7 protein-coding genes are annotated in these 26693 nt (G+C 72.1%); all 7 read left to right on the top strand.

Annotation, left to right across the window (positions count from 1 at the left end; all coding sequences use genetic code 11):
* Window positions 1-299: 299 nt before the first annotated feature.
* The 7 genes from WS91_RS10615 to WS91_RS10590 all read left to right on the top strand — a co-directional run bounded on the left by WS91_RS10615 (window position 300) and on the right by WS91_RS10590 (window position 26685).
* Entirely contained in the window at window positions 300-8861 is an 8562-nt protein-coding gene (locus tag WS91_RS10615) for a type I polyketide synthase (RefSeq protein WP_059670247.1), read from the top strand.
* 99 nt (window positions 8862-8960) lie between these two features.
* A complete protein-coding gene (locus WS91_RS10610) occupies window positions 8961-9479 on the top strand; it encodes an SET domain-containing protein-lysine N-methyltransferase (protein WP_059580223.1) in 519 nt (172 codons plus the stop codon).
* A gap of 273 nt (window positions 9480-9752) precedes the next feature.
* Window positions 9753-10253, top strand: a complete 501-nt coding sequence (locus WS91_RS35740) for a hypothetical protein (protein WP_156432349.1) — start codon at window positions 9753-9755, stop codon at window positions 10251-10253.
* Between the two features lie 18 nt (window positions 10254-10271).
* Window positions 10272-11297 carry a TauD/TfdA family dioxygenase gene (locus WS91_RS10605; protein ID WP_059646999.1) on the top strand — a complete coding sequence of 342 codons (1026 nt, stop codon included), beginning with the start codon at window positions 10272-10274 and terminating at the stop codon, window positions 11295-11297.
* Between the two features lie 8 nt (window positions 11298-11305).
* Entirely contained in the window at window positions 11306-12727 is a 1422-nt protein-coding gene (locus WS91_RS10600) for an aminotransferase (RefSeq protein WP_059670246.1), read from the top strand.
* Window positions 12721-14133, top strand: coding sequence for a gamma-aminobutyraldehyde dehydrogenase (locus WS91_RS10595; protein ID WP_059670245.1), 1413 nt, complete (start codon window positions 12721-12723; stop codon window positions 14131-14133). The genes WS91_RS10600 and WS91_RS10595 overlap by 7 nt, the downstream gene beginning before the upstream one ends.
* Window positions 14134-14202: 69 nt before the next feature.
* Window positions 14203-26685, top strand: a complete 12483-nt coding sequence (locus WS91_RS10590; protein ID WP_059670244.1) for a thioester reductase domain-containing protein — start codon at window positions 14203-14205, stop codon at window positions 26683-26685.
* Window positions 26686-26693: the final 8 nt, after the last annotated feature.

Here is a 26693-nt window from a genome sequence, read left to right as displayed (position 1 = left end):
CAGGTCCAGTATGCTGGCGATCAAACGCGCCGCGACGGCGTTGAACGTGCATTTCATTCGCACTTTTATAGATGATTTCGTCGAATTCCCGATGTTTTGCTCGCCGCTTTTTCTCACACTTTAGGATCAGTCCGAGTCAGGGTTTATCACAATTCGAATTTTTCACGATACGGACATTTCCGGTGTTCGATTTACGCGAAATACACTGCAACCCGATTACATAGCGACTGTAAGAAGTTGCAGTATCGACCGTTTCGTAGCCTCTGATAATTTACCGCCGGACATTCGGAGTGGTTCTCATGAGGCAAATAGTTTCAACGAGCAACGGATCTCTCGTCAGCCGGGCCCGGATCGCCGCGTTCCCGTTCGCGGGCGGCAGCGATGCCAGTTACGCGGACATCGTGCGCGAACTCGGCGACGCGTTCGCGTTCACGACGCTCAGCCTGCCCGGCCGCGGCGCCGCCCAGCACATCCCGTTCTACGACGACTGGCCGTCTCTCGTCGACGATCTCGCGACCGAAGTCGCGCAGCTCGACGACGGGACGCCGCTCTTTCTGTTCGGTCACAGCCTGGGCGCGCTGCTCGCCTACGAAGTGGCGCGCGCGCTCGAGCAGCGCGGCGGCGTGCAGCCCGCCGGCCTGTTCCTGTCGGGCCATCCCGCCCCGTCGCGCGAACGCGCGGCTGACGCATGGCGTCAGCAGACACACGCGCTGCCCGACGCACGCTTCATCGAAGCCGTGCGGCGCTGGGGCTTCTTCCCCGACGGTACGCTCGACGATCCGGACATCGCCCGCTACGTGCTTCCGCCGCTGCGCGCGGACCTTCGGCTCGCGCAGACCTACCGGCACGCGTCCGGCGACGCGCTGCGCGCGCCTTGCGTGATCTACGGCGGCGCCGCCGATCCGAGCACGACCATCGACGATCTGCACGCGTGGCGCGCGCATGTTTCGCCGCGACACGCGTGCCCGGTCGAAACGTTCGACGGCAATCACTTCTATTTTCTCGGCGCGCCGTCGCGCGCGGCGCTGTGCGCGAGCATCGCCGGCCACGTCGAGCGGCTGCTCGCGCAGCGTCCCGCATCGATCGTCGCGGCGACGCCCGATGCGAACTCGCGCGTCGCGGCCTGCCTGCGCGCCGCCGACGATTGGGGCGACGCGCATTCGGTGCTCGCCGCGATTCGCGAGCACGTCGCGCGCACGCCCGATGCGCTCGCGCTGAAGGACGGCGAGCGCACGTGGACCTACCGCGAGCTCGCGTCGCACGCGGCCGAGCTCGCCGACGCGCTGCGCGAGGCGGGCGTCGCGCGGCAGGACGTCGTCGGCGTCTTTTTGCCGCACGGCGCCGAGTACGTGCTGACGATCGTCGCCGCGTGGTCGATCGGCGCGTCAGTGTGCCTGCTCGAAAAGAGCTGGCCCGATGCGCTCGTCGGCGAATTCGTCGCGAGCTGCCGCGTCGCGCAGATCGCGACGATTCCGGCGCTGCTCGCGCGCGCGGCCAAGCATCTGCGCGACGCGCGCTGCACGCTCGTCGGCGCGCGGCCGACGCGCGCGGATCGCGCATGGACGCCCGTCGCGCCACGCCGCGACGACATCGCGTTCGTGTCGCTGACGAGCGGCTCGACCGGCAAGCCGAAGGCCGTTCTCACCACGCACGTCGGCACGAGCTACTGCTTCCATGCGCGCGACGCGCTGTATCCGTACGCCGAAGGCGAGCGCGAGGGCCTCAACGTCTTTCTCGCGTGGGAATGCCTGCGTGCGCTGATGTTCGGCCGCCCGGCCGTCGCGATCGGCGACGACGCGATCTTCGATCCTCCAAGGCTCGTCGCGCTGCTGCGGCAGGAACGGATCACGCGGCTCGTCGTCACGCCGTCGCTGCTCGAAAGCGTGCTCGATTTCCCCGGCATCGCCGCGCAGCTGCGCGACGCGCTCGCGCACATGTCCGCGTGGTTCCTGATGGGCGAAGTCGTGCCGCGGCGCGTCGTCGACAAGGCGCGCGCGGCGTTTCCGCCGTCGGTGCGGCTCGTCAACGCGTACAGCACGTGGGAAAGCCTCGACGTCTGCTACGCCGATCTGCTGCCGTCGCACGGCGGCGCGAACGGCCGACGCGTGCCGATCGGCCGGCCGTTGCCGGGCTGCGCGCTCGCGGTGCTCGACGAAGCGGGACGCGCGGTGCCGGCGGGTGAAACGGGCGAACTGTACATCGCGTCGCCCGGCCTCGGCCCCGGCTATCTCGACGACGCGGCCCGCACCGCCGAGAAATTCCTGCCGTCCGTGCGCGCGCTCGCCGAGCGCGGCCACGACGCGCCCGTCTACCGCACGGGCGACAGTGCGCGGCTGCTGCCGGACGGCCAGATCGCGATCCTCGGCCGCATCGACAACACGGTGAAGATTCGCGGCTTCAAAGTGCTGCTGCATGCGATCGAGAACGTGCTCGACGCGGTCGACGGCGTCAGCAAATCGCTCGTCGTGCCGATCGACGATCCGCAGACGAAGCAGCCGTCCGCGCTCGCCGCGTACGTGGTCGGCAACGACGGCGCGCCGTCCGCGACCACGCTCGCGCGGCTGCGCCAGCAGGCGCGCGCGAAGCTGCCCGAATACGCGGTGCCCGCGCACTTCATCGGCCTCGATGCGTTTGCGCTGCGCGCGGGCACGTCGCGCAAGCTCGACAAAAGCGCGCTGCCGCCGCCGCCTGCGCCGACGGCCGCGCCGCCCGCCGCGCGCGACGCGTCGGCGAACGTCGCGGGCGACGGCCTCGAGGCGCGGCTCGCGGACGTGTGGCGCGACGTGCTCGGCGTCGCGTCGGTCGCGCGCGACGATCATTTCTTCGAGCTCGGCGGCAATTCGCTGAGCGCGGCGAAGGCGGTCGGCCTGCTCGGCGAGCGGCTCGGGCTTTCGCTCGCCGTCGTCGATCTGTATCAGCACAGCCGGCTGCAGGATCTCGCCGACTACTGCCGCCGCTCGCGCGACGATGCGGCGCGAGCGCGCGCGGACAACGCCCGCGAGCCGCGCGCCGCGCGCGTGGCGCCCGCCGCCGATGCGCCGAAGGTCGCGATCGTCGGCATGGCCGGGCGCTTCCCCGGCGCCGATTCGGTCGACGCGTTCTGGCGCAACCTGACCGAAGGCGTCGACAGCCTGTCGCGCTTCTCGCGCGAGCAACTGCTCGCGAAGGGCGTCGACGCCGCGCAGCTCGATCATCCGGACTGGGTGTCGGCCGCGCAGGTCGTCGGCGACGCGGACAAGTTCGACGCGCTCTTCTTCGGCATCGGCCCGCGCGAAGCGGCGCTGATGGACCCGCAGCACCGGCTCTTCATGGAAATCGCGTGGAGCGCGCTCGAGCAGGCCGGCTACGCGCGCGCCGACAACCGCTACCGCACGCGCACCGGTGTGTTCGCGAGCTGCGGGATCGACGGCTATCTCGTCCATCATCTGCAAGGCGGCGGGCTGCTCACGCCGCTCGATCCGGGCCGGCTGATGCTCACCGAGATCGGCAACGAGAAGGATTACATCGCGACGCGCGTGGCGTACCAGCTCGATCTCGGCGGCCCCGCGGTGTCGATCGGCGCCGCGTGCAGCAGCGCGCTCGTCGCGCTCGTGCAGGCGGTGCAGGCGATCCGCGCCGGCCAGTGCGAGATGGCGATCGCGGGCGCGTCCGCGCTGTCGTTTCCGAACTTCGGCTTCTGCTACGAGGACGGCCTCGTCGGCAGCGCCGACGGCCACGTGCGGCCGTTCGACGCGCGCGCGAGCGGCACGCTGTTCGGCGACGCGGTCGGCGCGGTCGTACTCAAGCGCCTCGATCTCGCGCAAGCGGACGGCGATCCGATCCTCGCCGTGATCTCGGGCGTCGGGCTGTCGAACGACGGCCGGATGAAGGCGGGCTACACCGCGCCGAACGCGGACGCGCAGCGGCGCTGCATCGTCGACGCGCTCGACATGGCGGGCGTGCGCTCCGAGCAGATCTCGTATGTCGAATGCCATGCAACCGCGACGCTGATCGGCGACGCGATCGAGCTGAAAGGGCTGTCCGACGCATTCGCGCAGACGCGCGGGGCCGATGCGCCCGTCGCGGGCAGCTGCGCGATCGGCTGCGTGAAGGGCAACATCGGCCATGCGAACTGCGCGGCCGGCATCACCGGGCTCATCAAGACCGTGCTGCAGCTTCAGCATCGGCAGCGCGTGCCGACCGTGCATTTCGACACGCTCAATCCGAAGCTCGTGCCGTTCGTCGAGCACGACGCGTCGCCGTTCGTCGTGCAGCGGCGCGGCGACGACTGGACGGTCGCCGATCCGTCGGCGCAATTGCCGCGGCGCGCGGGCGTGTCGAGCTTCGGGATCGGCGGCACGAACGCGCACGTGATCGTCGAGGAAGCGCCCGCGCGCGCCGCCGCCGCCGCTGCCGCCTCTGCCGCCTCTGGCGTCGCCGCCGACGGCTTGCCGCGCACGCATCACCTGATGACCGCGTCCGCGCGCACGCCGGGCGCGCTCGCGCGCCATCTGCGCGCGCTCGCCGAACGCGTCGCGACGATGGACGCCGACCAACTCGCATGCGCGGCGTACACGCTGCACGTCGCGCGCGAAGCGCATCCGCTGCGGGTCGCGCTCGCCGTGCCCGCGCAGCCGGCGCGCGCGGCCGGCGCGCTGCGCGAGCGCGCCGACGTGCTTGCCGAAGCGCTCGACGCACCCGACGCATCGGATGCATCCGATCCGTTCGGCGCGCCCGTTCGCGCGAAGCCGGGCGCGAGCGTCGCGTTCTGCTTCTCGGGCCAGGGCTCGCAGCATCCGGGCATGGCGCGCGAGCTGTATCGATCGAACGCGGAGGCCGGCCGCTTCCGTCATCACTTCGACGCCGCGTGCGCGGCGCTCGAACGCGCGCTCGGCGCGCCGATCGCCGACGCGATCCTGAACGCCGACGACGCCGGCATGCGCCGCCCGCTCGTCACGCAATGCGGGCTGTTCGCGGTCGAGCACGCGCTCGCGTCGGTGCTCGGCGAATACGGCGTGCGGCCCGTCGCGGTCGCGGGGCACAGCATCGGCCAGTATGCGGCGGCCGTCGCCGCCGAGGCGCTCACGCTCGATCAGGCGGCCGCGCTCGTCGCCGCGCGCGCGAGCGCGACCGAGGCGCTGGCCTCGTTCGCCGCCGCAGACGGCGCGCTCGCGCGCGGCGGCATGCTCGCCGTGACGGGCGACGAAGCACGCATCGAACAATGGATCGCCGGGCGCGCCGATCTCTGGATCGCGGTGCGCAATGCGCCGAACACGCTCGTGCTCGCGGGCACGGAGCCCGCGCTCGCGGATGCCGGGCGCGCGCTCGCCGCGCTCGATTGCCGATGCCGGCCGGTGCCGGTGTCGCATCCGTTCCATACGCCGCTGATGCGGCCCGTCGCCGACGCGATCGCCGCGCGGCGCATCGAAGGCGCGGCGCCGCGGATTCCGATGACGTGCAACGTGTCGGGCGGCTGGCTCGGCGCCGACGCCGCTTCGGCCGACTACTGGGCGCGCCATCTGCTCGAGCCGGTGCGCTGGTCGGACAACGTCGCCGCGCTGCTGCGCTGGCGGCCCGACGTCGTGCTCGAGATCGGCCCCGGCACAGTGCTGTGCAGCCTGCTCGGCAAGCATTTCGCGGCCGGCGCGCGCGCGGATGCCGACGAGTCGGCAGGCGCGCGCGGAGCGGCCGATGGGACGGCCAATGCGGCGGCCAATGCGACGACTAACAGGATGACTGACGGAGCGACGGACGAAGGCGCCAGCGGGATGATCGACGCGCCGCGCGTGTTGCCGTCGCTGCCCGCCGCACGCAGCGGAGCGAACGACGCCGATCACTTCGCCGGCATGCTCGGCGAACTGTGGTGCGCGGGCGTGTCGATCGACTGGCGCGCGTATCACGCGCACGAAGCGGCATCACCCGGCCGCGCGCTCGCGCGCACGCCGCTGCCCGGCTATGCGTTCGAGCGCGACAGCTTCTGGACGCGGCCGGAAGCGTCGATTTACGTCGACGCGACGCCGAAGCCGAAGCCGAACGAGTTCGGGACGCCGACGAGCCGCACGACCAACATCGCGAACGCGATGGGCGCGAAACGTCCGGCGAACGCCGCGAATGCGGCGTCGACAGGCGCTTGCGCCGCCGAATCGCGACCGTGCGGCGCGGCCGGCCACGACGATGCCTCCGGTTCGTGCATCGCGCAGCCGCAAGCCTCCGCGCCGCGCTGGCTCGTGCGGCTCAGGCCGCGCCGCCGGCCGCGCATGAAGCTGTACTGCTTCCCGTACGCGGGCGGCAGCAGCCGCAGCTTCGACGGCTGGGCGCGCGGCGCGCCCGCGTGGCTCGACATCGTCGCGATCGAATGGCCGGGCCGCAACGCGCGCGCCGAGGAAGCGCTCCCGCGCGACGACGCCGACGACCGCGCCGCGCGCGACGCGATCGCCGCCGCGATCGTCGCGGACGCGGGCGAACTGCCCGTCGCGTTCTGCGGCCTGAGCTACGGCGGCGCAGCCGCAACCGAGTTGCTGTGCGGGCCGCTGCGCGCATGGGCCGCGAGCGGCCGGGTGAAGGGGCTCGTCGTCGTCGGGCGCGCACCGCTCCTCGAGCAGCCGGCGATCGCCGCGCCCGCGGACAGCTTCCTGCTCGTCCCCGACGCGCTGCGCGACGATCCGCTGTGGCAGGAAGTGTTCCGCCCCGTGCTCGAAGCCGACCTCGACGCCGACACGCGCACCGCGCACCGGATCGCGCGGCGCTGGCGCGACGAAGGCCGGCATCCGCTCCTGACGGTTCCGCTGCAGATTCACGGCGGCGACGCCGATCCCGCGTTCGACTGGCGGCTCGCGGACGACTGGGCGCGGATCTCGTCCGCGCCGCTCGCGGGCCGGCACGCGTATCCGGGCGGCCACGACTTCATGATGCGATGCGAAGCCGAGATCGTGTCGCGCGCGGCCGCATGGCTGCGGCCGCGGCGCGACGCGCGGGCGATCGCGCCCGCGCCGACGTTCGCGCTGCATTGGCAGCCGCGTGCGGGTGCTTCGGGTGCTTCGAGTGCTTCCGATGCTTCGGGTACTTCGGCCTCATCAAGCACGACGATCGCCTCGGACGCGTCGAGCGTCTCGAACCAGTCGGCAACCTCGGCCGCTTCGAATCCTATGCACGCGACGTCTCTGCCTGAATGCGCCGTCTACGCAGCCGGGCGCGAAGCGAACGCGCTCGAATGGCTCACGCCGCGCCTGCGCGCGAGCGGCGGCCACGCGGCGCTGCTGTGCGTCGGGTCGATCGACGATCCGCTCGGCGTCGCGCAATGCGCGGGCTTCGTCGCGCTGTGGCGGGCGCTCGCCGCCCGCGAATGCGCCGGCACGCTGACGCTCCTGCTGCCCGCCGACGCGCGCAGCGGCCCGCTCGTCGGCGCGGCGCGCGTCGCGAGCGCCGAGCATGCGGCGCTGCGCGTGCGGCTCGCGCTCGCCGACGATCATCCGGATCTCGCGCCGTGCGTGGCCGGCGATCATCCGGATCTCGCGCCGTGCGCGGCCGGCGAGCGCTGGGCCGCCGAGCTCGCGCGCGCCGCCGCCGACTTCGCGAACGAGCCGTGGCTGCTGCGCCGCGACGGCCGGATGTTCGTGCCGCGCCTGATGCCGCACGCGGCGCCCGCGCTGCCCGAAGGCGCGCTCGGCGCGGCGGGCGGCCCGTATCTCGTCACCGGCGCGACGGGCGGCGTCGGGCGCGCGCTCGTCGACTGGCTGATCGACGAGCAGCAGGTGCCGCCGCAACGCATCGTCGCGCTGTGCCGCGACGCCGCCGCCGCGCCGCGCGGCGTACGCGCCGTCGCCGCCGATCTCGGCGACGCGCGCGCGCTCGACGCCGCGCTCGCCTCGATCGGCGAGATCGAAGGCATCTTCCATCTGGCGGGCGCGCTCGACGACGGCGTCATCGCGAATCTCGACGACGCGCGGCTGCGCCGCGTGCTCGCGCCGAAGCAGAGTCTCGCCGCGCTGCTCGCGCACGCGCCGCGCTGGCGCACGCGCTGGGCGGTCGCGTTCTCGTCGACGAGCGCGCTGCTCGGCGTGCCGGGTCAGGCGAACTACGCGGCCGCGAACGCATGGCTCGATCAGCTCGCGTGCTGGCCCGCTCAGCCGGGACAGCCGCCCGTGCTGAGCATCCAGTGGGGCAGTTGGGCCGAGGTCGGAATGAGCGCGCGCAGCGACCGCGCGCTGCGCCGCGCGATTCAGGACGGCGAGCGCCCGCTCGCGCCCGACGCCGCGTTCGCCGCGCTCGGCGCGCTGCTCGCGGGCGCGCTCGGCGGCGCTACGGCCGGACGTCAGTTCGTGGTCTGCGACGTCGATTGGCCACGCTCGCCGTGGCGCGATGCGCCGCTCGTCGCCGAGATCGCGCGTGACGATGCGGCCGCTGCCGCGACCGCGCGCGACGCAACGAACGAGATGAACGCCGCGCACGCCGAGAGCGCGACAAGCGCAGCGAACACGGCGGGCACGCCGACGAGCGCGTCGTCCGCCGCGCACTCGCTCGGGCAGACGGCCGCCCCGCCCGCCGAAGTCGACTCGGGCTCCGCGCGTTCGTCGCTCCCGACACACGAGCATGCGCGCTGCGCCGCCGCCGCGTGCGCTTCGCCGCCGGCCGCCCGGGCGACGCGATCCGCAAGCACACGCGACCCCGTCCGCGCGTTCCTCGAAGACTACGTGAGCCGCTGGGACGAACGGCTCGATCTCGCGACGCTCGGCCTCGATTCGCTCGATCTCGCGCAGATGCGCAACGGCTTTTTCAAGAAATTCGGTGTGCAGATACCGCTTTCGACGCTCGCGTCGCCGACCATGAAGATCGGCGAGCTGGCCCGCCGGATGCGGAACGTCGCCGGCATCGCGGACGAGTAGATCCGCCCTTCCCGTCACCCGCGCATTCCGACGCGGCCGCAAAGAAGAGGTCCGCCGGGCGTTCCCGCCCGGCGCACGAATCCAGTCAAGGAGAGCAGCATGACGATCACCCTCATCGATCCCGTCCAGCAACGCACGGGGATCTATCCGTCGTCCGATCTGAAGATCGACGACGGCTACCCGTCGACCGACACGTTCCAGATCATCCAGACGCAGGACGGTCGCGGCGCGGGCGTCCGCGTCCTGAAGGCGTTCGCGCGCGGCCGGCGGATGGCGCGCGTGTCCGGGCAGATCACCGCGTTCTGCCGGCTGCACACGCTGCAGATCAACACGCACACGCACCTGTACGACCCGCACTTCAGCGGGCTGCTGCTGCACTCGTGCGATCCGAACGTGCGCCTCGACATGGCGGGCTTCGAGCTCTGGTCGCTGCGCGACATCGCGGCGGGCGAGATGCTGACGATGGACTACGCGTCGACCGAGGACGAGCTGATGCGCCAGTTCGAGTGCCACTGCGGCGCGCCGAATTGCCGGCGCTGGATCACGGGCGCGAAGGAGCTGCCGAACGAAAAGGGGCAGGCGCTCCTCGCGGAATTGCGGACCGCCGCGCTCGCGTGATGGGGCGCTGGGCGGGGCGGACGGCGTGCGTCGCAGATTGCACTGCATGCGGTTTGCGGTTTGCGGTTTGCGGTTTGCGGTTTGCGGTTTGCGGTTTGCGGTTTGCGGTTTGCGGTTTGCGTTGGTGACATAGGCGCGGCGTGCCTCGCGCGGCTGGCCGTGCGCCGCGGTTGTGCATGGTAGCGATCCGACGGGTGACTGAACGTTCGTGATCGCCGGCTGCGGTTCTGCGGTTCTGCGGTTCTGCGGTTCTGCGGTTCTGCGGTTGCGGCCGTGGCCGAGGCCCAGACGTTCAATGTCGAACGTTCGTCGAGCGTTACGCGACGTTTCGATGCCCGGCGATCGCACGCATCGCGCGTTCATGCCGGTGCGCAAGCCGGTTGCGCACGGCGATGTCGCAATCGCATCGGGCATCGGGCATCGAGCGTCGGACATCGGACGTCGGACGTCGGCGTCGGCGGCGACGGCCACGACATGCGCAGCAACGTCGGCAGCCACCGTTGTTGCACTCGCGCCGACTCGGGCTACGGCATCGGCCGGCGCGTGCATACATGCAGGCTCCGACGATGCGTTTGCAGCGCCGGTGTCGACGGCGTCGCCATCGGCGTGGCCATCGTCATGGGCGCCGGCCTCGAATTCGACCGCCTGGCCGCCGTCACACGCCTCGCCGTCGCCAACGCCGCGCGCGACGCAACGCCTCGCCGCCCCGATCACGCGCTGCTCGACACGGGCCGCACGCATGCGCCTCGGCGCCGCGCCACGCCCACTACATGAACGAAAGGAGAACGCGTTATGGATTCCTTCATCGAACTGCAAGAAAACGACCGGCGTCAGGTGCCCGTGCGCGGCCGCGCCTATCTGGCGGGGGCCGACAGCCCGCTCGTGCCGGTAACGATTCCGATCGCGAACGATCTCGCGCTCGGGCTCGCGCGTGCCGCCGACACGCCCGCCGAAGCCGCCGCGCTCTGCCGCGACGCGATCGACGCGCGCCTGCCCGACACGGGCGCGCTGCTGTTGCGCAACCTGCCGATCGCCGATCGCGCCGGCTTCGATGCGTTCATGCGCTCGCTCGGCTACGCGCCGCACAGCTACGACGGCGGCATCGCGGTGCGCTCGCGCGACGCGGGTTACGCGCTCGTCGCCAGCCAGGAAGACCCGCGCATCACGATGGCGCCGCACAACGAGATGGCGTATCTGCCGAATCCGCCGCGCAAGGTGTTCTTCTTCTGCGCGGCCGCCGCGAACGAAGGCGGCGAAGTGCCGATCAACGACATCCGGCTCGCCGCCGAGCAGATCCCCGACGAGGTCCTCGCGAAGTTCGAGCGCAAGCGGATCGGCTACCACCGCTATTTGCCGCGCGAATCGACGCCGACGCAGATCGGCTGGATGGACACGTTCGGCGCGCGCGAGCGCGACGCCGTCGACGCGCTGATGCGCGAAAAGGGCTACGAACACCGCTGGCTCGACGGCGACGGCCTCGGCTACGGCTACGTGCACGACGCATTCCTCGACGATCCCGCAGGCGGCCCGCCGCTGTGGTTCAACCAGGTGACGGAGCTGCACGCATCGTACTGGCGCAGCCATCCGCTCTTCCCGTCAGACTGGGACGACGCGCGCTATCCGGCGACGACGACGTACGGCGACGGCGAGCCGATCGACCCCGAGCTCGTCACGAAACTGCGCGCGGCGCTGTGGCGCACGTCGCGCGCGGTCGCGATGCGGCCGGGCGACGTGCTCGTGCTCGACAACGTCTATGTGCAGCACGGCCGCTTCGCGTTCTCCGGGCCGCGCCTGCATCTCGTCAGCCTGAGCGACTGAGGTTTTCAATGGCATACCGAAACGATTCTCCTCTCACGAGCGCGCAGCAGGACGCGCGGCATCTGCTGCACCCATGGGCCGACCTGTCCGCGCTCGGCCGCGAGACGCCGACCGTCGTCGTCGACGCGCAAGGCACGCGCGTGACCGACGCCGAGGGCCGCACGTATCTCGACGCGATCGGCGGCATGTGGTGCGTGACGGTCGGCTACGGCCGGCGCGAGATCGCGGACGCGATCCGCGACCAGGCGCTGCGCATGCCGTTCTACACGCCGTTCGGCGCGATGACGAACGAGCCGGCCGCCGCGCTCGGCGCGCGGCTCGCCGAGCTCGCGCCCGGCGACCTGAAGCGCGTGCACCTGACCACCTGCGGCTCGACCGCGGTCGAATCGGCGCTGCGCTTCGCGCATTACTACTTCGGCGCGACAGGCCGCCCGCGCAAGCGCCACATCGTCACGCGCGGCGACGCTTACCACGGCAGCACATATCTCGCCGCGTCGGTGTCCGGCAAGGCGTGGGACCGCACGTGCTTCCATTACGACGACACGATCGTCCATCACCTGTCGTCGCCGAATCCGTACCGGCGGCCGGCCGGCATGAGCGTCGACGCGTTCTGCGCGATGCTCGTCGACGAGTTCGACGCGCTGATCGCGAAACTCGGCGCCGATCGCATCGCGTGCTTCATCGCCGAGCCGATCCTCGCGTCCGGCGGCGTGATCGTGCCGCCGCCCGGCTACCTCGCCGCGATGCGCGAGCGCTGCCGCCGGCACGACATCCTGTACATCTCCGACGAAGTCGTCACGGGCTTCGGCCGCGTCGGCCACTTCTTTGCGTCGCACGCGCACTTCGGCATCGAGCCCGACATGATCGTCGCCGCGAAGGGGCTCACGTCCGGCTACCAGCCGCTCGGCGCGGTGCTGATCTCGGATCGGCTCGTCGACGCGGTGTCCGGCGAGCACGCATACGGCAACGGCGTGTTCACGAACGGCTTCACGTATTCCGGCCATCCGGTCGCGTGCGCGGCCGCGCTCGCGAACATCGAGCTGATGGAGCGCGAGCGGATCTGCGAACACGTGCGCGACGTCGGCCCGTATTTCATCCGCCGGCTCGACGCGCTGCGGCGCTTCCCCATAGTCGGCGACGTGCGCGGCGATCACCTGATGGCGTGCATCGAATGCACGAGCGGCGCGAGCGCGACAGGCGCGCTGCCGACGCCAGCGGACATCGCGATCGCGCAGCGCGTCGACCGCCATTGCGAGGAGATGGGCCTGCTCGTGCGGCCGTACGAGAGCATGTGCATCCTGTCGCCGCCGCTCACCGTGACGCGCGCCGACATCGACGAAATCTGCGCGATTCTCGCCGCCGCGCTCGAGCGCACGCAGCACGAGCTCGCGAAACGCGCGCCCCTTCACGAGGAGAACGCGACATGCTGATCAACGGCGAATGCATCGAAGGAAGCGGCGAGCCGCTTTCGATCGTCGATCCGGCGACGGGCGAGCCGCTCGCCGCGCCCGCGTCCGCGAGCGCGGCCGACGTCGAGCGCGCAGTCGCCGCGGCCGAAGCCGCGTTCCCCGCGTGGCGCGCGACGACGCCGCAAACGCGCGCGCGCCTGCTGCTCGCGCTCGCCGACGAAATCGAGCGGCAAGCGGACACGCTCGCGCGCATCGAGAGCCGCAACACCGGCAAACCGCTGCATCTCGTCATGGAGGACGAGATGCCCGCCGTCGCCGATTGCTTGCGCTTCTACGCCGGCGCGTCGCGCACCGCGAGCGGGCCGAGCGCGGGCGAATACGTCGAGGGGCACACGAGCATGGTGCGGCGCGATCCCGTCGGCGTCGTCGCGCAGATCGCGCCATGGAACTACCCGTTGATGATGGCGGCGTGGAAGCTCGCGCCGGCGCTCGCGGCCGGCAATACGGTCGTGTTCAAGCCGTCGGAGTGGACGCCGCTGTCGATCGTCGCGCTCGAGGCGGCGCTCGCGCGCCTCTTTCCGGCGGGCGTCGTCAACGTCGTGCTCGGCAGCGGCGCGACGGTCGGCCGCGCGCTCGCCGCGCATCCGCGCGTGCGGATGATCTCGCTGACGGGCTCGGTCGAAGCCGGCAAGTCCGTGCTCGCCGAGGCGGCCGGCAACCTGAAGCGCACGCATCTCGAGCTCGGCGGCAAAGCGCCCGTCCTAGTGTTCGACGACGCCGATCTCGACGCGGTCGTCGCCGGCATCCGCTACGCGGGCTTCTACAACGCCGGGCAAGACTGCACGGCGGCGACGCGGATCTACGCGCAGCGCGGCGTCTACGACGCGCTCGCGCGGCGGCTCGCGGACGCGGCGGGCGCGCTGCGCGTCGGCTCGCCCGATCGCGCCGGCGTCGAGATGGGGCCGCTCGTCAGCGCCGCGCATCGCGCGCGCGTCGATCGCTTCGTGCAGGACGCGGCCTCGCTGCCGCACGCGACGGTGCTCACGGGCGGCGCGCCGCTCGCCGGCCCCGGCTGCTATTACGCGCCGACGGTGATCGCCGGCGTGCGGCACGACGATGCGCCGATGCGCCGCGAGGCGTTCGGCCCGGTCGTCACGCTGACGCCGTTCGACACCGAATCGCAGGCGCTCAGGTGGGCGAACGATTCGGAATACGGACTGGCGTCGTCGGTGTGGACGCGCGACGCGGCGCGCGGCATGCGGCTCGCCGCCTGCATCGAGGCGGGCGTCACGTGGGTGAACGCGCATTTCACCTACACGGCCGACATGCCGCACGGCGGCACCAAGCAGTCCGGCTACGGCTGCGATCTGTCGACGCTCGGCCTCGCCGACTACACGCAGCCGCGCCACGTGATGTGGCGGCATTGACGCGCACGGCGCAGCGCGCGGCGCGTGAGCGCAGCGCGCGACTTTTCGAACCCGACACAGACGATTCCCATGACCGCATCTTCTCCTTCCCGCGAACTCGCCACGGCCGTCGAAGCGGCTGTCCTGTCGCTCGCCGCCGACATCGCCGGCCGCACGTTCGACGCGTCGGCCGCGGAGCGCCCGCTGCACGCACTGGGCTTCGACTCGTTGCAGTACGTCGAATTGTCCGGATGCCTGAACGATTACTACGGTCTCGATCTCGCGCCGACGCTGTTCTTCGAGGTGCACGCGCCGCGCGCGATCGCCGAGCATCTGCTCGCGCGGCACGCGGCCGAGGTCGCGCGCAAGCACGGCTTCGCGCTCGGGAACGAAACGCACGCGGCGACCGGCGCATCCGCCGCCGCGCCCGGCGGCCGGTTGGAGGCCGGCGCGCGCCAGCAGCAGCCCGCGAAATTGGCGCAATCCGCGCCAATCGAGAACCCGCCGCACGAGAGCGAGCCGCTTCGGGATGCCCATGCGCCGGACGACGCGCCGCACCGCGACGCCAACGGCGAATCCCTAAACGAAGCATCCGACGATACGGATGACGAAACAGCAAGCGACGTCGCGATCGTCGGCATGGCCGGCATCTTCCCGCAATCGGCCGACCTCGCCGAATTCTGGCGGCACCTCGCCGCGGGCGACGACCTGATCGCCGAAGCGCCGCCGTCGCGCTGGGACTGGCGCGCGGCCGACGGCGAGCCCGCGTCGCGTTGGGGCGGCTTCATTCCGCGCGTCGAATATTTCGACGCCGCGTTCTTCGGCATCTCGCCGCGCGAAGCCGAGCAGATGGACCCGCAGCAGCGCCTGCTGATGCAGACCGCATGGGCCGCGCTCGAAGACGCGGCGATCCGGCCGTCCGACCTGATGGGCAGCGACGCCGCCGTGTTCGTCGGCGTCAGCACGTCCGACTACATGGATCTGCTGCCCGGCGCGGACGGCCATCTCGCCGTCGGCAACGCGCACGCGATGCTGCCGAACCGGCTGTCGCATCTGCTCGGCACGCACGGGCCGAGCGAGGCCGTCGACACCGCGTGCTCGAGCTCGCTCGTCGCGCTGCATCGCGCGGTGCGCGCGCTGCGGCGCGGCGAGAGCGGCGTCGCGATCGTCGGCGGCGTGAACGTGATGCTGACGACGCGGCTGCACCGCGCGCTCGCCGCCGCCGGCATGCTGAGCCCCGACGGGCGCTGCAAGACGTTCGACGCGTCGGCGAACGGCTACGTGCGCGGCGAAGGCGTCGCGGCGCTGGTGCTGATGCCGCTCGAACGCGCGCGCGCGGGCGGGCATCCGGTGCTCGCGGTGATCAAGGGCAGCGCGATCAACCACGGCGGCCGCGCAGCGTTCCTGACCGCGCCCGACGTGAACGCGCAGGCCGCGCTGATCGAGGCCGCGTATCGCGACGCGCGCGTCGATCCCGCCACCGTTTCGTACGTCGAAGCGCACGGCACCGGCACGTCGCTCGGCGATCCGATCGAAGTGCAGGCGCTGCGCCAGGGCTTCGACGCGTGCGCGCGCGAGCGCGCCGGCGCACATGCGCCCGCGCGCTGCGGCCTCGGCTCGGTCAAGACCAACATCGGGCACCTCGAGGCGGCGGCGGGCCTCGCGGGCGTCGTCAAGGTCGTGCTCGCGATGAACCGGCGGACGCTGCCGCCGAGCCTGCATTGCCGCGAGCCGAATCCGTTTCTGAAGCTCGACGACAGCCGCTACTACGTCGTCACCGAGCCGGCGCCGTGGCCGGGCGCGGCAACGCCGACGCCGCTGCGCGCGGGTGTCAGCTCATTCGGGTTCGGCGGATCGAACGCGCACGTCGTGCTGCAATCGGCCGGCGCACGGCCGATCGATCGCGCAAGCGCCGCCCGATCGCCTTCGTCGAACGCGCAGCGCGCCTCGAATGCGCAAGACCCAAGCGGCTCGCCCGCATCGTTCGTCCCGCTATCGGCCCGCACCGACACCGCGTTGCGCGAACGCGTCGCGCAGCTCGCGCGCTGGCTCGACGCCGAACGCATCGACGACGCATCGCTGCCGGCGCTCGCGAAAACGCTGTCGATCGGCCGCGAGACGATGGCGCGCCGCTTCGGCATCACGTGCTCGTCGCTCGCCGAGCTTCGCGCGCAGCTCGCGATCGCGCTCGACGGCTCCGCCGAATCGCTCACGCGCGACGACGCACGGCTGCGGCCGCCCGCCCCCGCGCACGCCGCGTGGCTCTCGGGTGATGCCGCGCCGCTGCCCGTCGCGTGGGATGAAGAGACGCCGCGCCTGCGGCTGCCCGTTTATCCGTTCGAAGGCGAGCGGCACTGGCCGACCGACGAAGCGCCGCCGTCGCGCTTCGCGCTCGCGCCCGAAGGCGATGGCGCGTACCGGATGTCTATCGCGCCGGACGCGCCGCTCGTCGCCGACCATCGCCTCGCCGGCGAGCCCGTGCTCGCCGCGGCCGCGCAGATCGTGATCGCGTGGCGCGCGCTCGAAGCGAACGCGAACGCAATTGATGCAATTGACGCGAGCGGCGCAGGCGAATCGAATGAACCGACCGGATCAAACGATTCGAGCGGTTCGAGCGGTTCGAACGGTTCGAGCAACTCGAGCGCGCCGAATCCTTCGAGCGTTTCGACCGATTCGGACGCCACCGGCTGCCCGCACGACTCGCGTAGCACGATCGGCGCGGCCGTCGCGACGCACATCGCGCTGCACGACATCGAATGGCTCGCGCCGATCGCGATCGCCGAGCCGACCGACTTGCACGTCGCGCTCGCGCACGCGGGAGCCGACAACGGCGGCAACGACTACGCCAACGTCAATCCGGAGCGCGGCGAAAACCGGAACGCAAACGAAACCGGCGGCGCGCTCCAATTCTCGATCGCCGTCTCCCCCGCCGTCGACGCGCCGCTCGGCCGCGGCCACGCAAGCCGCGTCGCAAACGCCCGGGCGAACGCGCCCGCGCTCGACATCGACGCGATCCGCGCACGCTGCACGCAGCCGATCTCGGCCGACGCCTGCTACGACGCGTTCGCCGCGATCGGCATCGATTACGGCCCGACGTTCCGCCCGCTGCGCGCGCTCGCGATCGGCCGCGACGAAGTGCTCGCCGAATTCGACGCGTCGGCGCTCGCGCGCACGACGGGCGATGCGCGCCTCGTCGCGCTGATCGACGGCGCGTTCCAGGCGATCGCGGGCTTGCAGCTCGCGGGCGCCGGGCGCATCGACGGCGCGCTCCTGCCCGCGTCGCTCACGCGCATCGAATTGACGGGGCCGCTCGCGGACAGCGCCCACGCGTGGATTCGCGAAGTGTCGAGCGACGCGGGCCGCCGCACGTTCGACCTCGATCTCGTGACGGTGCGCGGCGAGCCGTGCGCGGCGCTGCGCGGCCTCGCGCTCGCGTCCGGGCGGCGCGCGGCGGCGCGCGAAGCGCCGCGCCTCGCGACGCCGGGCGACCATCTGCTCGCGCCGCAGTGGCTGCCGTGCGCGAACGGCGCGGCGAGCACGGCAGCGCCCGCGCCGCGCGCCGGCGCGCTGACCGTATTGGGCGGCACGCCGGCGCAGCACGCGGTGCTCGCGGCGACGCACCCGACGAAGTTGCACACGATCGACGACCTCGCCGAACTCGACGCGCACGTCTCGCATCTCGTCTGGCTGCCGCCCGCGGCGGAGGATGCGGGCACGGATGCGCACGCGCCGCTCGCCCGATGCGCGGGCCTCGACGGCTTCCGCCTCGTCAAGCGGCTGCTCGCGCTCGGCGTCGGCGACCGCGCGTTCGAGCTGACGGTGCTGACCGTCCGCTCGTGGACGATGCCGGGCGACGCGCCCGCGTTCCCCGCGCATGCGGATCTCGCCGGGCTGTGCGGATCGCTCGCGAACGAATATCCGCATTGGCGCGTGCGGCTTGTCGACTTGTCCGACGACGACGCGCTGCCCGCCGACTGGCGCGCGCGGGAAGCGGAAAGCGGCCCCCCGCTGCTACTGCACCGGCACGGCCAATGGTTCGCGCGCCGCCTCGTGCCGCTCGCGGCGCTGCCCGCGCGCGCGGAACCGCCGTACCGGCCGGGCGGCGTCTACGTCGCGATCGGCGGCGCGGGCGGCATCGGCCGCGTGTGGACCGAGCACGTGATCCGCGCGTGCGGCGCGCAAGTCGTGTGGATCGGGCGGCGGCCGCTCGACGCGCAGATCGATGCGCACTGCAGCGCACTCGCCGCGCTCGGGCCGCGCCCATCGTATCTGAGCGCCGACGCGAGCGACGCCGACGCCCTGCGCGCCGCGCGCGACACGGTGCTCGCGCGCTTCGGTCGGATCGACGGCGTCGTGCACACGGCGATCGTGCTGCAAGACGGCGGCCTCGCGCAGCAGCACGAAGCGCAATTCAGCGCGGCGCTGAGCGCTCAGGTCGCGACGAGCGCGAACCTCGCGCGCGTGTTCGGCGGCGACGCGCTCGACTTCATCCTGTTCTTCTCGTCGCTGCAAAGCGCGTTCGTCGCGGCGGGCCAAGGCAACTACGCGGCGGGCTGCACGTTCCGCGACGCCTTCGCCGACTGGCTGCGCACGCAGGTCCGCTGCGCGGTCAAGGTCGTGAACTGGGGCTTCTGGGGGCAAACGGGCGTCGTCGCGTCCGAGCCGTATCGCCAGCGAATGGCCGCGCTCGGCATCGGCTCGATCGAGCCCGCGGCGGCGATGGCGGTCGTCGACGCGCTGCTCGGCGCGTCCGTCGATCAGGTCGGCTACCTGAAGACGACCGCGAGCGCCGCGCTGCCGACGCTCGCACCGGCGCTCGCCGCGCGCATCGCGCCGCGCACGAACGCGCTCGCCGATGCGCCGCCGCATGCCGACGCGACCGGCGACAGCGCGCAGTGGCGGCACGCGCTCGCCGCGCTCGACCGCGCGATCGCGCGCCGGCTGTTCGCGGCGCTCGCCGCGCTGCGCGTGTTCGGCGGCGACGACGCGTCGAACGCCGGCAAGTTCGACATCGACACCGCGCTGCGCTCCGGCCGCATCGCGCCCGCATACGGCCGCTGGCTCGCGCACGCGCTGGCACTGATCGCGAAGCACGGCTGCATCGCGTGGAACGGCCGAACGGGCCGCCTCGTCGAAGTGCCGGCGTCCGTCGACAATGCACGTGCCGAATGGACGCAAGCGCGCGCCGACCTCGCACGCACCGGGCTCGTCGACGCGCACCTCGCGCTCGTCGACGCGACGCTCGACGCGCTGCCCGCGATCCTGGAAGGCCGCGTGAGCGCGACGTCGATCCTGTTCCCCGACGGCGACCTGAGCCGCGTCGAGGCCGTCTATCAGCGCAACGAGCAGGCGGACCGCTGCAATCGCGCGCTCGCCGACGCGGTGCTGCATCTCGTCGGCGGCACATCGGCCGCGCCGCCGGCGGCGCTCGCCGAGATCGGCGCGGGCACCGGCGGCACGACCGCGCCGCTGCTCGCCGCACTCGACGCGAGCGGCGCGCGGCTCGGCCGCTACGACTTCACCGACATCTCGAAGGCGTTCCTGCTGAACGCCGAGCAATCGTTCGGCCGCGGCCGCGAAGACCTGCGCTACCGGCTGTTCGACGTCGAGCGGCCAATCGCCGAGCAGGCACTCGACGCGGGCGGCTGCGACATCGTGATCGCGACCAACGTGCTGCACGCGACGCAGGACATCGGCGTCACGCTGCGCAACGCGAAGGCGCTGCTGAAGACGGGCGGCCACCTAATCGTCAACGAACTGCTCGACACGCACGCGTTCGCGCACGCGACGTTCGGTCTGCTGCCCGGCTGGTGGCGGCATCGCGACAGCGCGCGGCGGCTGCCCGGCAGCCCGCTGCTGTCGCGCGACGGCTGGGCGCGCGCGCTGCGCGAGGCAGGCTTCGCGGTGCTCGACGGAGATCCCGCCGATCGCGCGCCGGCTGGCCAGGGCGTGATCGTCGCGGTCAGCGACGGCGTGATCGTGCAGCCCGCGATCGTCGGCGCGCACGACGCGGCGCGCGGCGACGTGCGCGCGCACGCAGGCGCCGCCGCATCGGCCGCATCGGCCGCTTCCGGCGCTTCTGCCGCAAGCGCCATCGCCGCCCCGCCGCCCGCCGCCGCATCCGCCGGCGCGGACCTGCGCGCACGCTGCGTGCAATGGCTCACGCAACTCGTCGCGCGGACGCTGAAGATGCCCACCGGCAAGCTCGCGCCGGATCAGCCGCTCGGCGGCTACGGCGTCGACTCGATTCTCGTGATCGGCCTCACGAAGACGCTGCGCGAGACGCTCGGCGTCGCGCTGTCGAACGCGACGCTGTTCGAGCACGCGACGCTGAACGCGCTCGCCGATTTCTTCGTCGCCGAGCATCGCGCCGCGTGCGGGCGCGTGCTCGGCGGCGACGCCGCGGCCCCGGCAAACGCCGCGAGCGACGCAAACGCGTCGACGTTCGCGCGCGCGGCCGCTCAGCCTCACGCGGCCATCGGCGTATCGATCGATGCGCCCGCACCTGCTTACGCATCGACGATGCCCGACCCGGCCGCGCGGAACGCATCCGCATCGCGCACGACGATGCCGGCCACGCCGACAACACACGCGGCGTTCCCGCGCACGCTCCCCGCGCTCCCCGCGTTCGCCGACGACGCGGCCGTCGCCGTGATCGGCATGTCCGGCCGCTACGCGCAGGCCGACAACCTGCGCGAGTTCTGGGCGAACCTCCGTGCGGGCCGCCACTGCATCACCGAGGTGCCGGCCGAGCGCTGGGACTGGCGCACGCATTTCGACCCGGAAAAAGGCGCGCCCGGCCGCACGTACAGCCGCTGGGGCGGCTTCCTGAAACAGATCGACCGCTTCGACGCGGCGTTCTTCCGGATTGCGCCGCGCGACGCGGAAAACATCGATCCGCAAGGCCGCCTGTTCCTGGAAGAGTCGTGGGCCGCGATCGAGGATGCGGGCTACACGAGCGCGACGCTCAGCGCGAACCGCCAGGTCGGCGTGTTCGTCGGCGTGATGAACGGCGATTATCCGACGGGCGCGCAGTTCTGGAGCATCGCAAACCGCGTGTCACACGCGCTCGACCTGCATGGGCCGAGCCTCGCCGTCGACACCGCGTGCTCGTCGTCGCTCACCGCGATCCACCTCGCGCTCGACAGCCTGCGCAGCGGCACCTGCGATTGCGCGCTCGCGGGCGGCGTCAACCTGATTCAGAGTCCGAAGCATCTGGTCGGCCTGTCGTCGCTGACGATGCTGTCGGCGGGCGACGCGTGCCGCGCGTTCGGCGCGGGCGCGGACGGCTTCGTCGACGGCGAGGGCGTCGGCGTGCTCGTGCTGAAACCGCTGTCGCGCGCGCTTGCCGACGGCGACGCGATCCACGGCGTCATCCGCGGCAGCATGATCAACGCGGGCGGCAAGACGCACGGCCTCACGGTGCCGAACCCGCGCGCGCAGCAGGCAGTGGTGGCCGCGGCGCTCGCGCGAAGCGGCGTGCCCCCGCGCGCGGTAGGCTACGTCGAGGCGCACGGCACCGGCACCGCGCTAGGCGATCCGATCGAGCTCGCGGGCCTCACGCGCGCGTTCGCCGACACCACCGGCGATCGCGGCTTCTGCGCGCTCGGCTCGGTGAAATCGAACATCGGCCATTGCGAAAGCGCGGCGGGCGTCGCGGGCGTGACGAAGGTGCTGCTGCAGATGAAGCATCGCGAACTCGTGCCGACGCTGCACGCGGACGAAGCGAACCCCGACATCGATTTCGCGCAGTCGCCGTTCGCGCTGCAACGCCGGCTCGCGCCGTGGTCGAAGCCGGATCTCGACGGCTGGCCGCGGATCGCGGGCGTGTCGTCGTTCGGCGCGGGCGGCGCGAACGCGCACGTCGTGCTCGAGGAGTTCGTCGACGCGCGCGCCGCGTCCGCCGACGACGCGCGCGGCCCCGCGATCGTCGTGCTGTCCGCCGCGACCGACGACGCGCTGCGCCGCCGCGCGCAACAGCTTCACGCGCTGCTCGCCGAAGGCGAAATCGGCGACGACCGCCTGCACGATCTCGCCTATACGCTGCAGGTCGGCCGCGAACCGATGGCCGCGCGCTTTGGCTGCGTCGCCGGCTGCGCCGCCGCGCTTAAGGCGATGCTCGCCGCGTTCGTCGAAGGCGACGCGCCGCACGGCTGGCATGCGCATCGGCTCGCCGCCGGCCACCACGGCCTTGCCGAGCTCGACGCCGATCCCGAGCTGCGCGCGTCGCTCATCGGCCAATGCATCGCGACCGGCAAGCTCGACAGGCTCGCGGCGCTCTGGTGCCAGGGCCTCGGCGTCGACTGGTCCGAGCTGCATCGCGGCCGCGCGCGCCGGCGCATGCATCTGCCCGCCTATCCGTTCGACGGCCCGAGCTACCGGCTGCGCGACGAAGCGGCGCTCGCCGCCGAGCCCGTGCGCCGGCAAGCGATCGACGCCGCGCGCGTCGGCACGCCTGCGATGCGCGACGCGATTGCCGACGCGCCCGGCGCGCCGGACGCGTCGACGCGCGCCGCATCGACGCCCGACGTCGCAACGCTCGTGCGCCGCACGGTCGCGCAGGCGCTCGGCTATCCGGACGTCGATCTGAACGAGTCGTTCCTGTCGCTCGGCGGCGATTCGATTCGCGCGGCGCGCGTGCACCGGACGCTGCAACAGGCGCTCGGCGTGAAGATTCCGCTCAGCCTGATGCTGGAAGCGAAGACGCTCGCCGAATGCGCGCGCGCGATCGGCACGCTGACTCCGGCGGGCGACGCATCGGCGGCGTGCAGCTCCACGGCGGATTCGATCGACATCGGCGAGCCCGCGTTGCGCGCGTTCGCGTCCGAACCGGGCGCCTCGCCCGCGGACGAATCGTCGTTGCAGGCCGCGTCGCCACGCCGCGGCGCCCCCGCGCCGCGCGTTGCGATCCCGCGCGTGCACAAGTTGTCGCCGAACCAGCAGCAGTTCTTCTTCCTCGATCGCCTGAACCCGGCGAACCCGGCGTTCAACCTGCCGGGCGCGCTGCGCGTGCGCGGCGAGTGGCACGCCGACGCGCTCGAAGCCGCGTATCAGGCGCTCATCGATTCGCACGACGTGCTGCGCACCCGCTTCGTCGTGCGCGGCGGCGAGCCGTGCGCCGAAGTCGCGCCCCACCGCGCGGCGACGATCCGCCGTCACGATCTGTCGGCGCTCCTGCCGAAGCATCAGGCCGCACGCATCGCCGAATGCCTGACCGAATCGAGCCGGGAGGGCTTCGCGCTCGAACAGGGCGAGCCGAGCCGGCTGACGGTGCTCGAATTGCGCGACGACGATCATGTGATCCTGCTGAACCTGCATCACATCGTCGGCGACGCGGTGTCCGTCGTCGCGCTGCTCGACGCGCTCGCGCGCGCCGCGCTGACGGGCCGCGCGAGCGCGCCGTGCGATGCGCATCCGCAATATGCGGAGTGGGCCGCGCGCGAGGACGAGCCGCTCGCCGCGCTCGTCGAGCGCGAGCTGCCTTACTGGCTCGAGCGCCTGCGCGACGTGCCGCCGCCGTTGCCGCTGCCGTGCGACCGTGCGCGGCCGCCCGTGCCGAGCTATCGCGGGCAGAGCGTGCCGCTCGCGTTCCCGCCGGAGCTGACCGCGCAGCTCGACGCATACTGCAAGGCGCACGGGCTGTCGCGCTTCGTCGTGATGCTCGCCGCGTTCAAGGTCGCGCTGCGCGTGCTGTCGGGCCGCGACGATGTGGTCGTCGGCAGTCCTTACGCGAACCGCGCCGACGACGACACGGCCGACATGATCGGCTGCCTCGCGTACGCGCTCGTGCTGCGCACGCGCGTCGGCGAAGCCGAGACCTTCGCGGATGCGGTCTCGCTCGTGCGACGCACCGTGCACGGCGCGTTCGATCACCTCGGCGTGCCGTATCCGCGGCTCGTCGAGGCGCTGAATCCGGCGCGGCACGGCGGCGCGAATCCGCTCTACCAGATCATGTTCAACGTGATCCCGATGCCCGCGCTGCCGGACGGCGTCGAACCCGTCGAAGTGGATTCCGGCTGGCTCGACTACGACCTGTTCGTGCGGCTGCGCGCATCGGACCGCGCGATCGAAGGCGTGCTGCAATTCAGCGCGGATCTCTTCGATCGTTCGACCGCCGAAGCGATCGCGACGTACTACGTCGAGCTGCTGCATACGCTGCTCGCGCTTCCGTCGCTGCCGCTCGCGGGCCTCGCGCCGCCCGCCGGGCTCGCGCTCGCGCGAACGATCGCCGACGCGATGCCGCCGCTGCGCATCGAGATCGCGTCGACGTTCACGGATCGCCCGCTCGCCGGCACGCTGCGCTACTGGGGCGCCGCGACGGGCCAGCCGATCGAGCCGAATTTCGCGCCGTACGGGCAACTGCTCCAGACGCTCTACGATCCGTCGACGCCGTTCCATGCGAACCGGCGCGGCATGAACGTCGTGCTCGTCCGGCCGCGCGACTGGCTGCGCTTCGGCGAGGCGAGCGCGAGCGCGAGCGCCGAAGCCGCAGACGCGGACGCAGACGACAACGCGGACGCCGACGCGAGCGCCGCGGCTGAGCAAATCGCGCTCTACGTCGACGAGCTTGCCGACGCGCTCGCCGACGCCGCGCCGTCGCTCGCTGTGCCGCTGCTCGTGCTGGTGCTGCCCGACGACGCCTCGTCGCTCGCGGCGTGCGACACGCTCAGCGGCGGCGAATGCATCGGCGCTTGCAGCGGCGAATGCAACAGCAAATGCAGCGGCGATTGCGGCGAGGAACGCGCGCGCGATTCGACGTTCGCGCCGTACCGCACGCTCGCCGCGGCGCTCGCGGACCTGCCGGCCGTGACGGTCGCGCACTGGCGCGACGTCGCGGCGATCTATCCGGTCGCCGACGTGTTCGATCCGCACGCGGACGCGGCGGGCCACGTGCCGTTCACGAGCGAGTACTACGCGGCGCTCGCGAGCTACATCGCGCGCACCGCGTTCCAGCACGCGTCGGTGCCGCTCGACGACGCATGGAACCGGCTCGCCGCGCAGATCCGCGACGACGCCGAGCACCTGCTCGCCGCGCCGGCCGGCGACGCGCGCGCGCGCCGCGCGCCGTACGCGCCGCCGACGAACGACGCCGAGGCAACGCTCGCGCCGATCTTCGCGGCCGCGCTGAAGCTCGACGATCTCGGCGTCGACGACAACTTCTTCGACTGCGGCGGCCATTCGATCCTCGCGATCGGCGTCGTCTATCAGATCAACGAAGCATTCGGCACGTCGCTGTCGGTCGCGGACATCTTCATGGCGCCGACCGTGCGCCGGCTCGCCGAGCGGATGCGCGACGCGCCGGACGGCCCGGAATACGTCGACCTCGCGAGCGCGGCGGTGCTGCCCGACGACGTCGCGCCGCTGCCCGAGCCCGTCGCCGGCACGCCGCGCGCGCTGCTCCTGACGGGCGCGACGGGCTTCGTCGGCCGCCATCTGCTGCGCGAGCTGATCGACCGCACCGGCGCGACGATCTACTGCCTCGTGCGCTCGCCCGACGCCGCGCAGGGCCTCGCGCGGCTGCGCGCGACGCTCGAGCGCTGGTCGTTGTGGCGCGACGGCGACGAGGCGCGCGTGATCGCCGTGCCGGGCGACCTCGGCCGCCCGCGAATCGGCCTGTCGAGCGCCGACCGCGCGCGGCTCGTCGCCGAAGTCGACGCGATCTATCACAACGGCACCAGCATGAACCATCTCGAATCGTTCGAGATGGCGCGCGCGGCCAACGTCGACGGCGTGATCGAGCTGCTGCGGATCGCGACCGAAGGCCGGCCGAAGACGTTCAACTACGTGTCGACGCTCGCGGTGTTCAGCATGCGCGAGCGCACCGGCACGCACGTATTCGACGAATCCGCGCCGATCGACGCCGAACAGCATCCGTCGGACCAGGGCTACACGACGAGCAAGTGGGTCGGCGAGCAGCTCGCGCATCTCGCGGCCGCGCGCGGCGTGCCGTGCAACGTGTTCCGTCTCGGCCTCGTGACGGGCGACGTGCGCCACGGCCGTTACGACGCGCTGCAGGCGTACTACCGGCTGCTGAAGAGCTGCGTGCTGATGGGCGCGGCGTTCGACGATTTCCGCTACGACCTCGTGATCACGCCCGTCGACTACGTCGCGCGCACGCTCGCGCATCTCGGCGCGAAGCATCCGGGCGGCGGCCGCGTGTTTCATCTGTCGACGATGCAGGTCACGCCGATGCGCACGGTGTTCGAAATGATGAACGCGCACCTGCCGGCGCCGATGCGCATGCTCACGCACCGCGCATGGATCGACGAGCTGCGCGTGCGCTACCGGCGCGGCGACGTGCAGCCGATCGTGCCCGTCGTGCAATGGATGATGAACATGAGCGACGCGGAGCTCGTGAAGCTCGCCCGCGAGCGCGAGGAAACCACGTTCATCTATGACTGCACGGCGACGCATCGCGAGCTCGAGGCGGCCGGCATCGTCGTGCCCGTGTTCGACGACGCGCTGCTGCAGCGATACCTGCGCGGCATGTTCGACGACGACGCGGACCTGCGCGCGCTCGCGCCCGAGCCGGACGACGGCGAGCGCGCTTCCTCCCTTCACTCCCACACGTGAAATGAAAT

The sequence above is a fragment of the Burkholderia sp. MSMB1498 genome (genome assembly GCF_001526245.1).
Taxonomy (GTDB): domain Bacteria; phylum Pseudomonadota; class Gammaproteobacteria; order Burkholderiales; family Burkholderiaceae; genus Burkholderia; species Burkholderia savannae.
The sequence above is the reverse complement of the archived record's forward strand: the minus strand, read 5'-3'. Positions and strand labels throughout refer to the sequence as shown.

Coding starts and splice junctions, on each gene's coding strand:
- WS91_RS10600 (WP_059670246.1), top strand. CDS start 11,306: ATGGCATACCGAAACGATTCTCCTCTCACGAGCGCGCAGCAGGACGCG.
- WS91_RS10615 (WP_059670247.1), top strand. CDS start 300: ATGAGGCAAATAGTTTCAACGAGCAACGGATCTCTCGTCAGCCGGGCC.
- WS91_RS10590 (WP_059670244.1), top strand. CDS start 14,203: ATGACCGCATCTTCTCCTTCCCGCGAACTCGCCACGGCCGTCGAAGCG.
- WS91_RS10595 (WP_059670245.1), top strand. CDS start 12,721: ATGCTGATCAACGGCGAATGCATCGAAGGAAGCGGCGAGCCGCTTTCG.
- WS91_RS10610 (WP_059580223.1), top strand. CDS start 8,961: ATGACGATCACCCTCATCGATCCCGTCCAGCAACGCACGGGGATCTAT.
- WS91_RS10605 (WP_059646999.1), top strand. CDS start 10,272: ATGGATTCCTTCATCGAACTGCAAGAAAACGACCGGCGTCAGGTGCCC.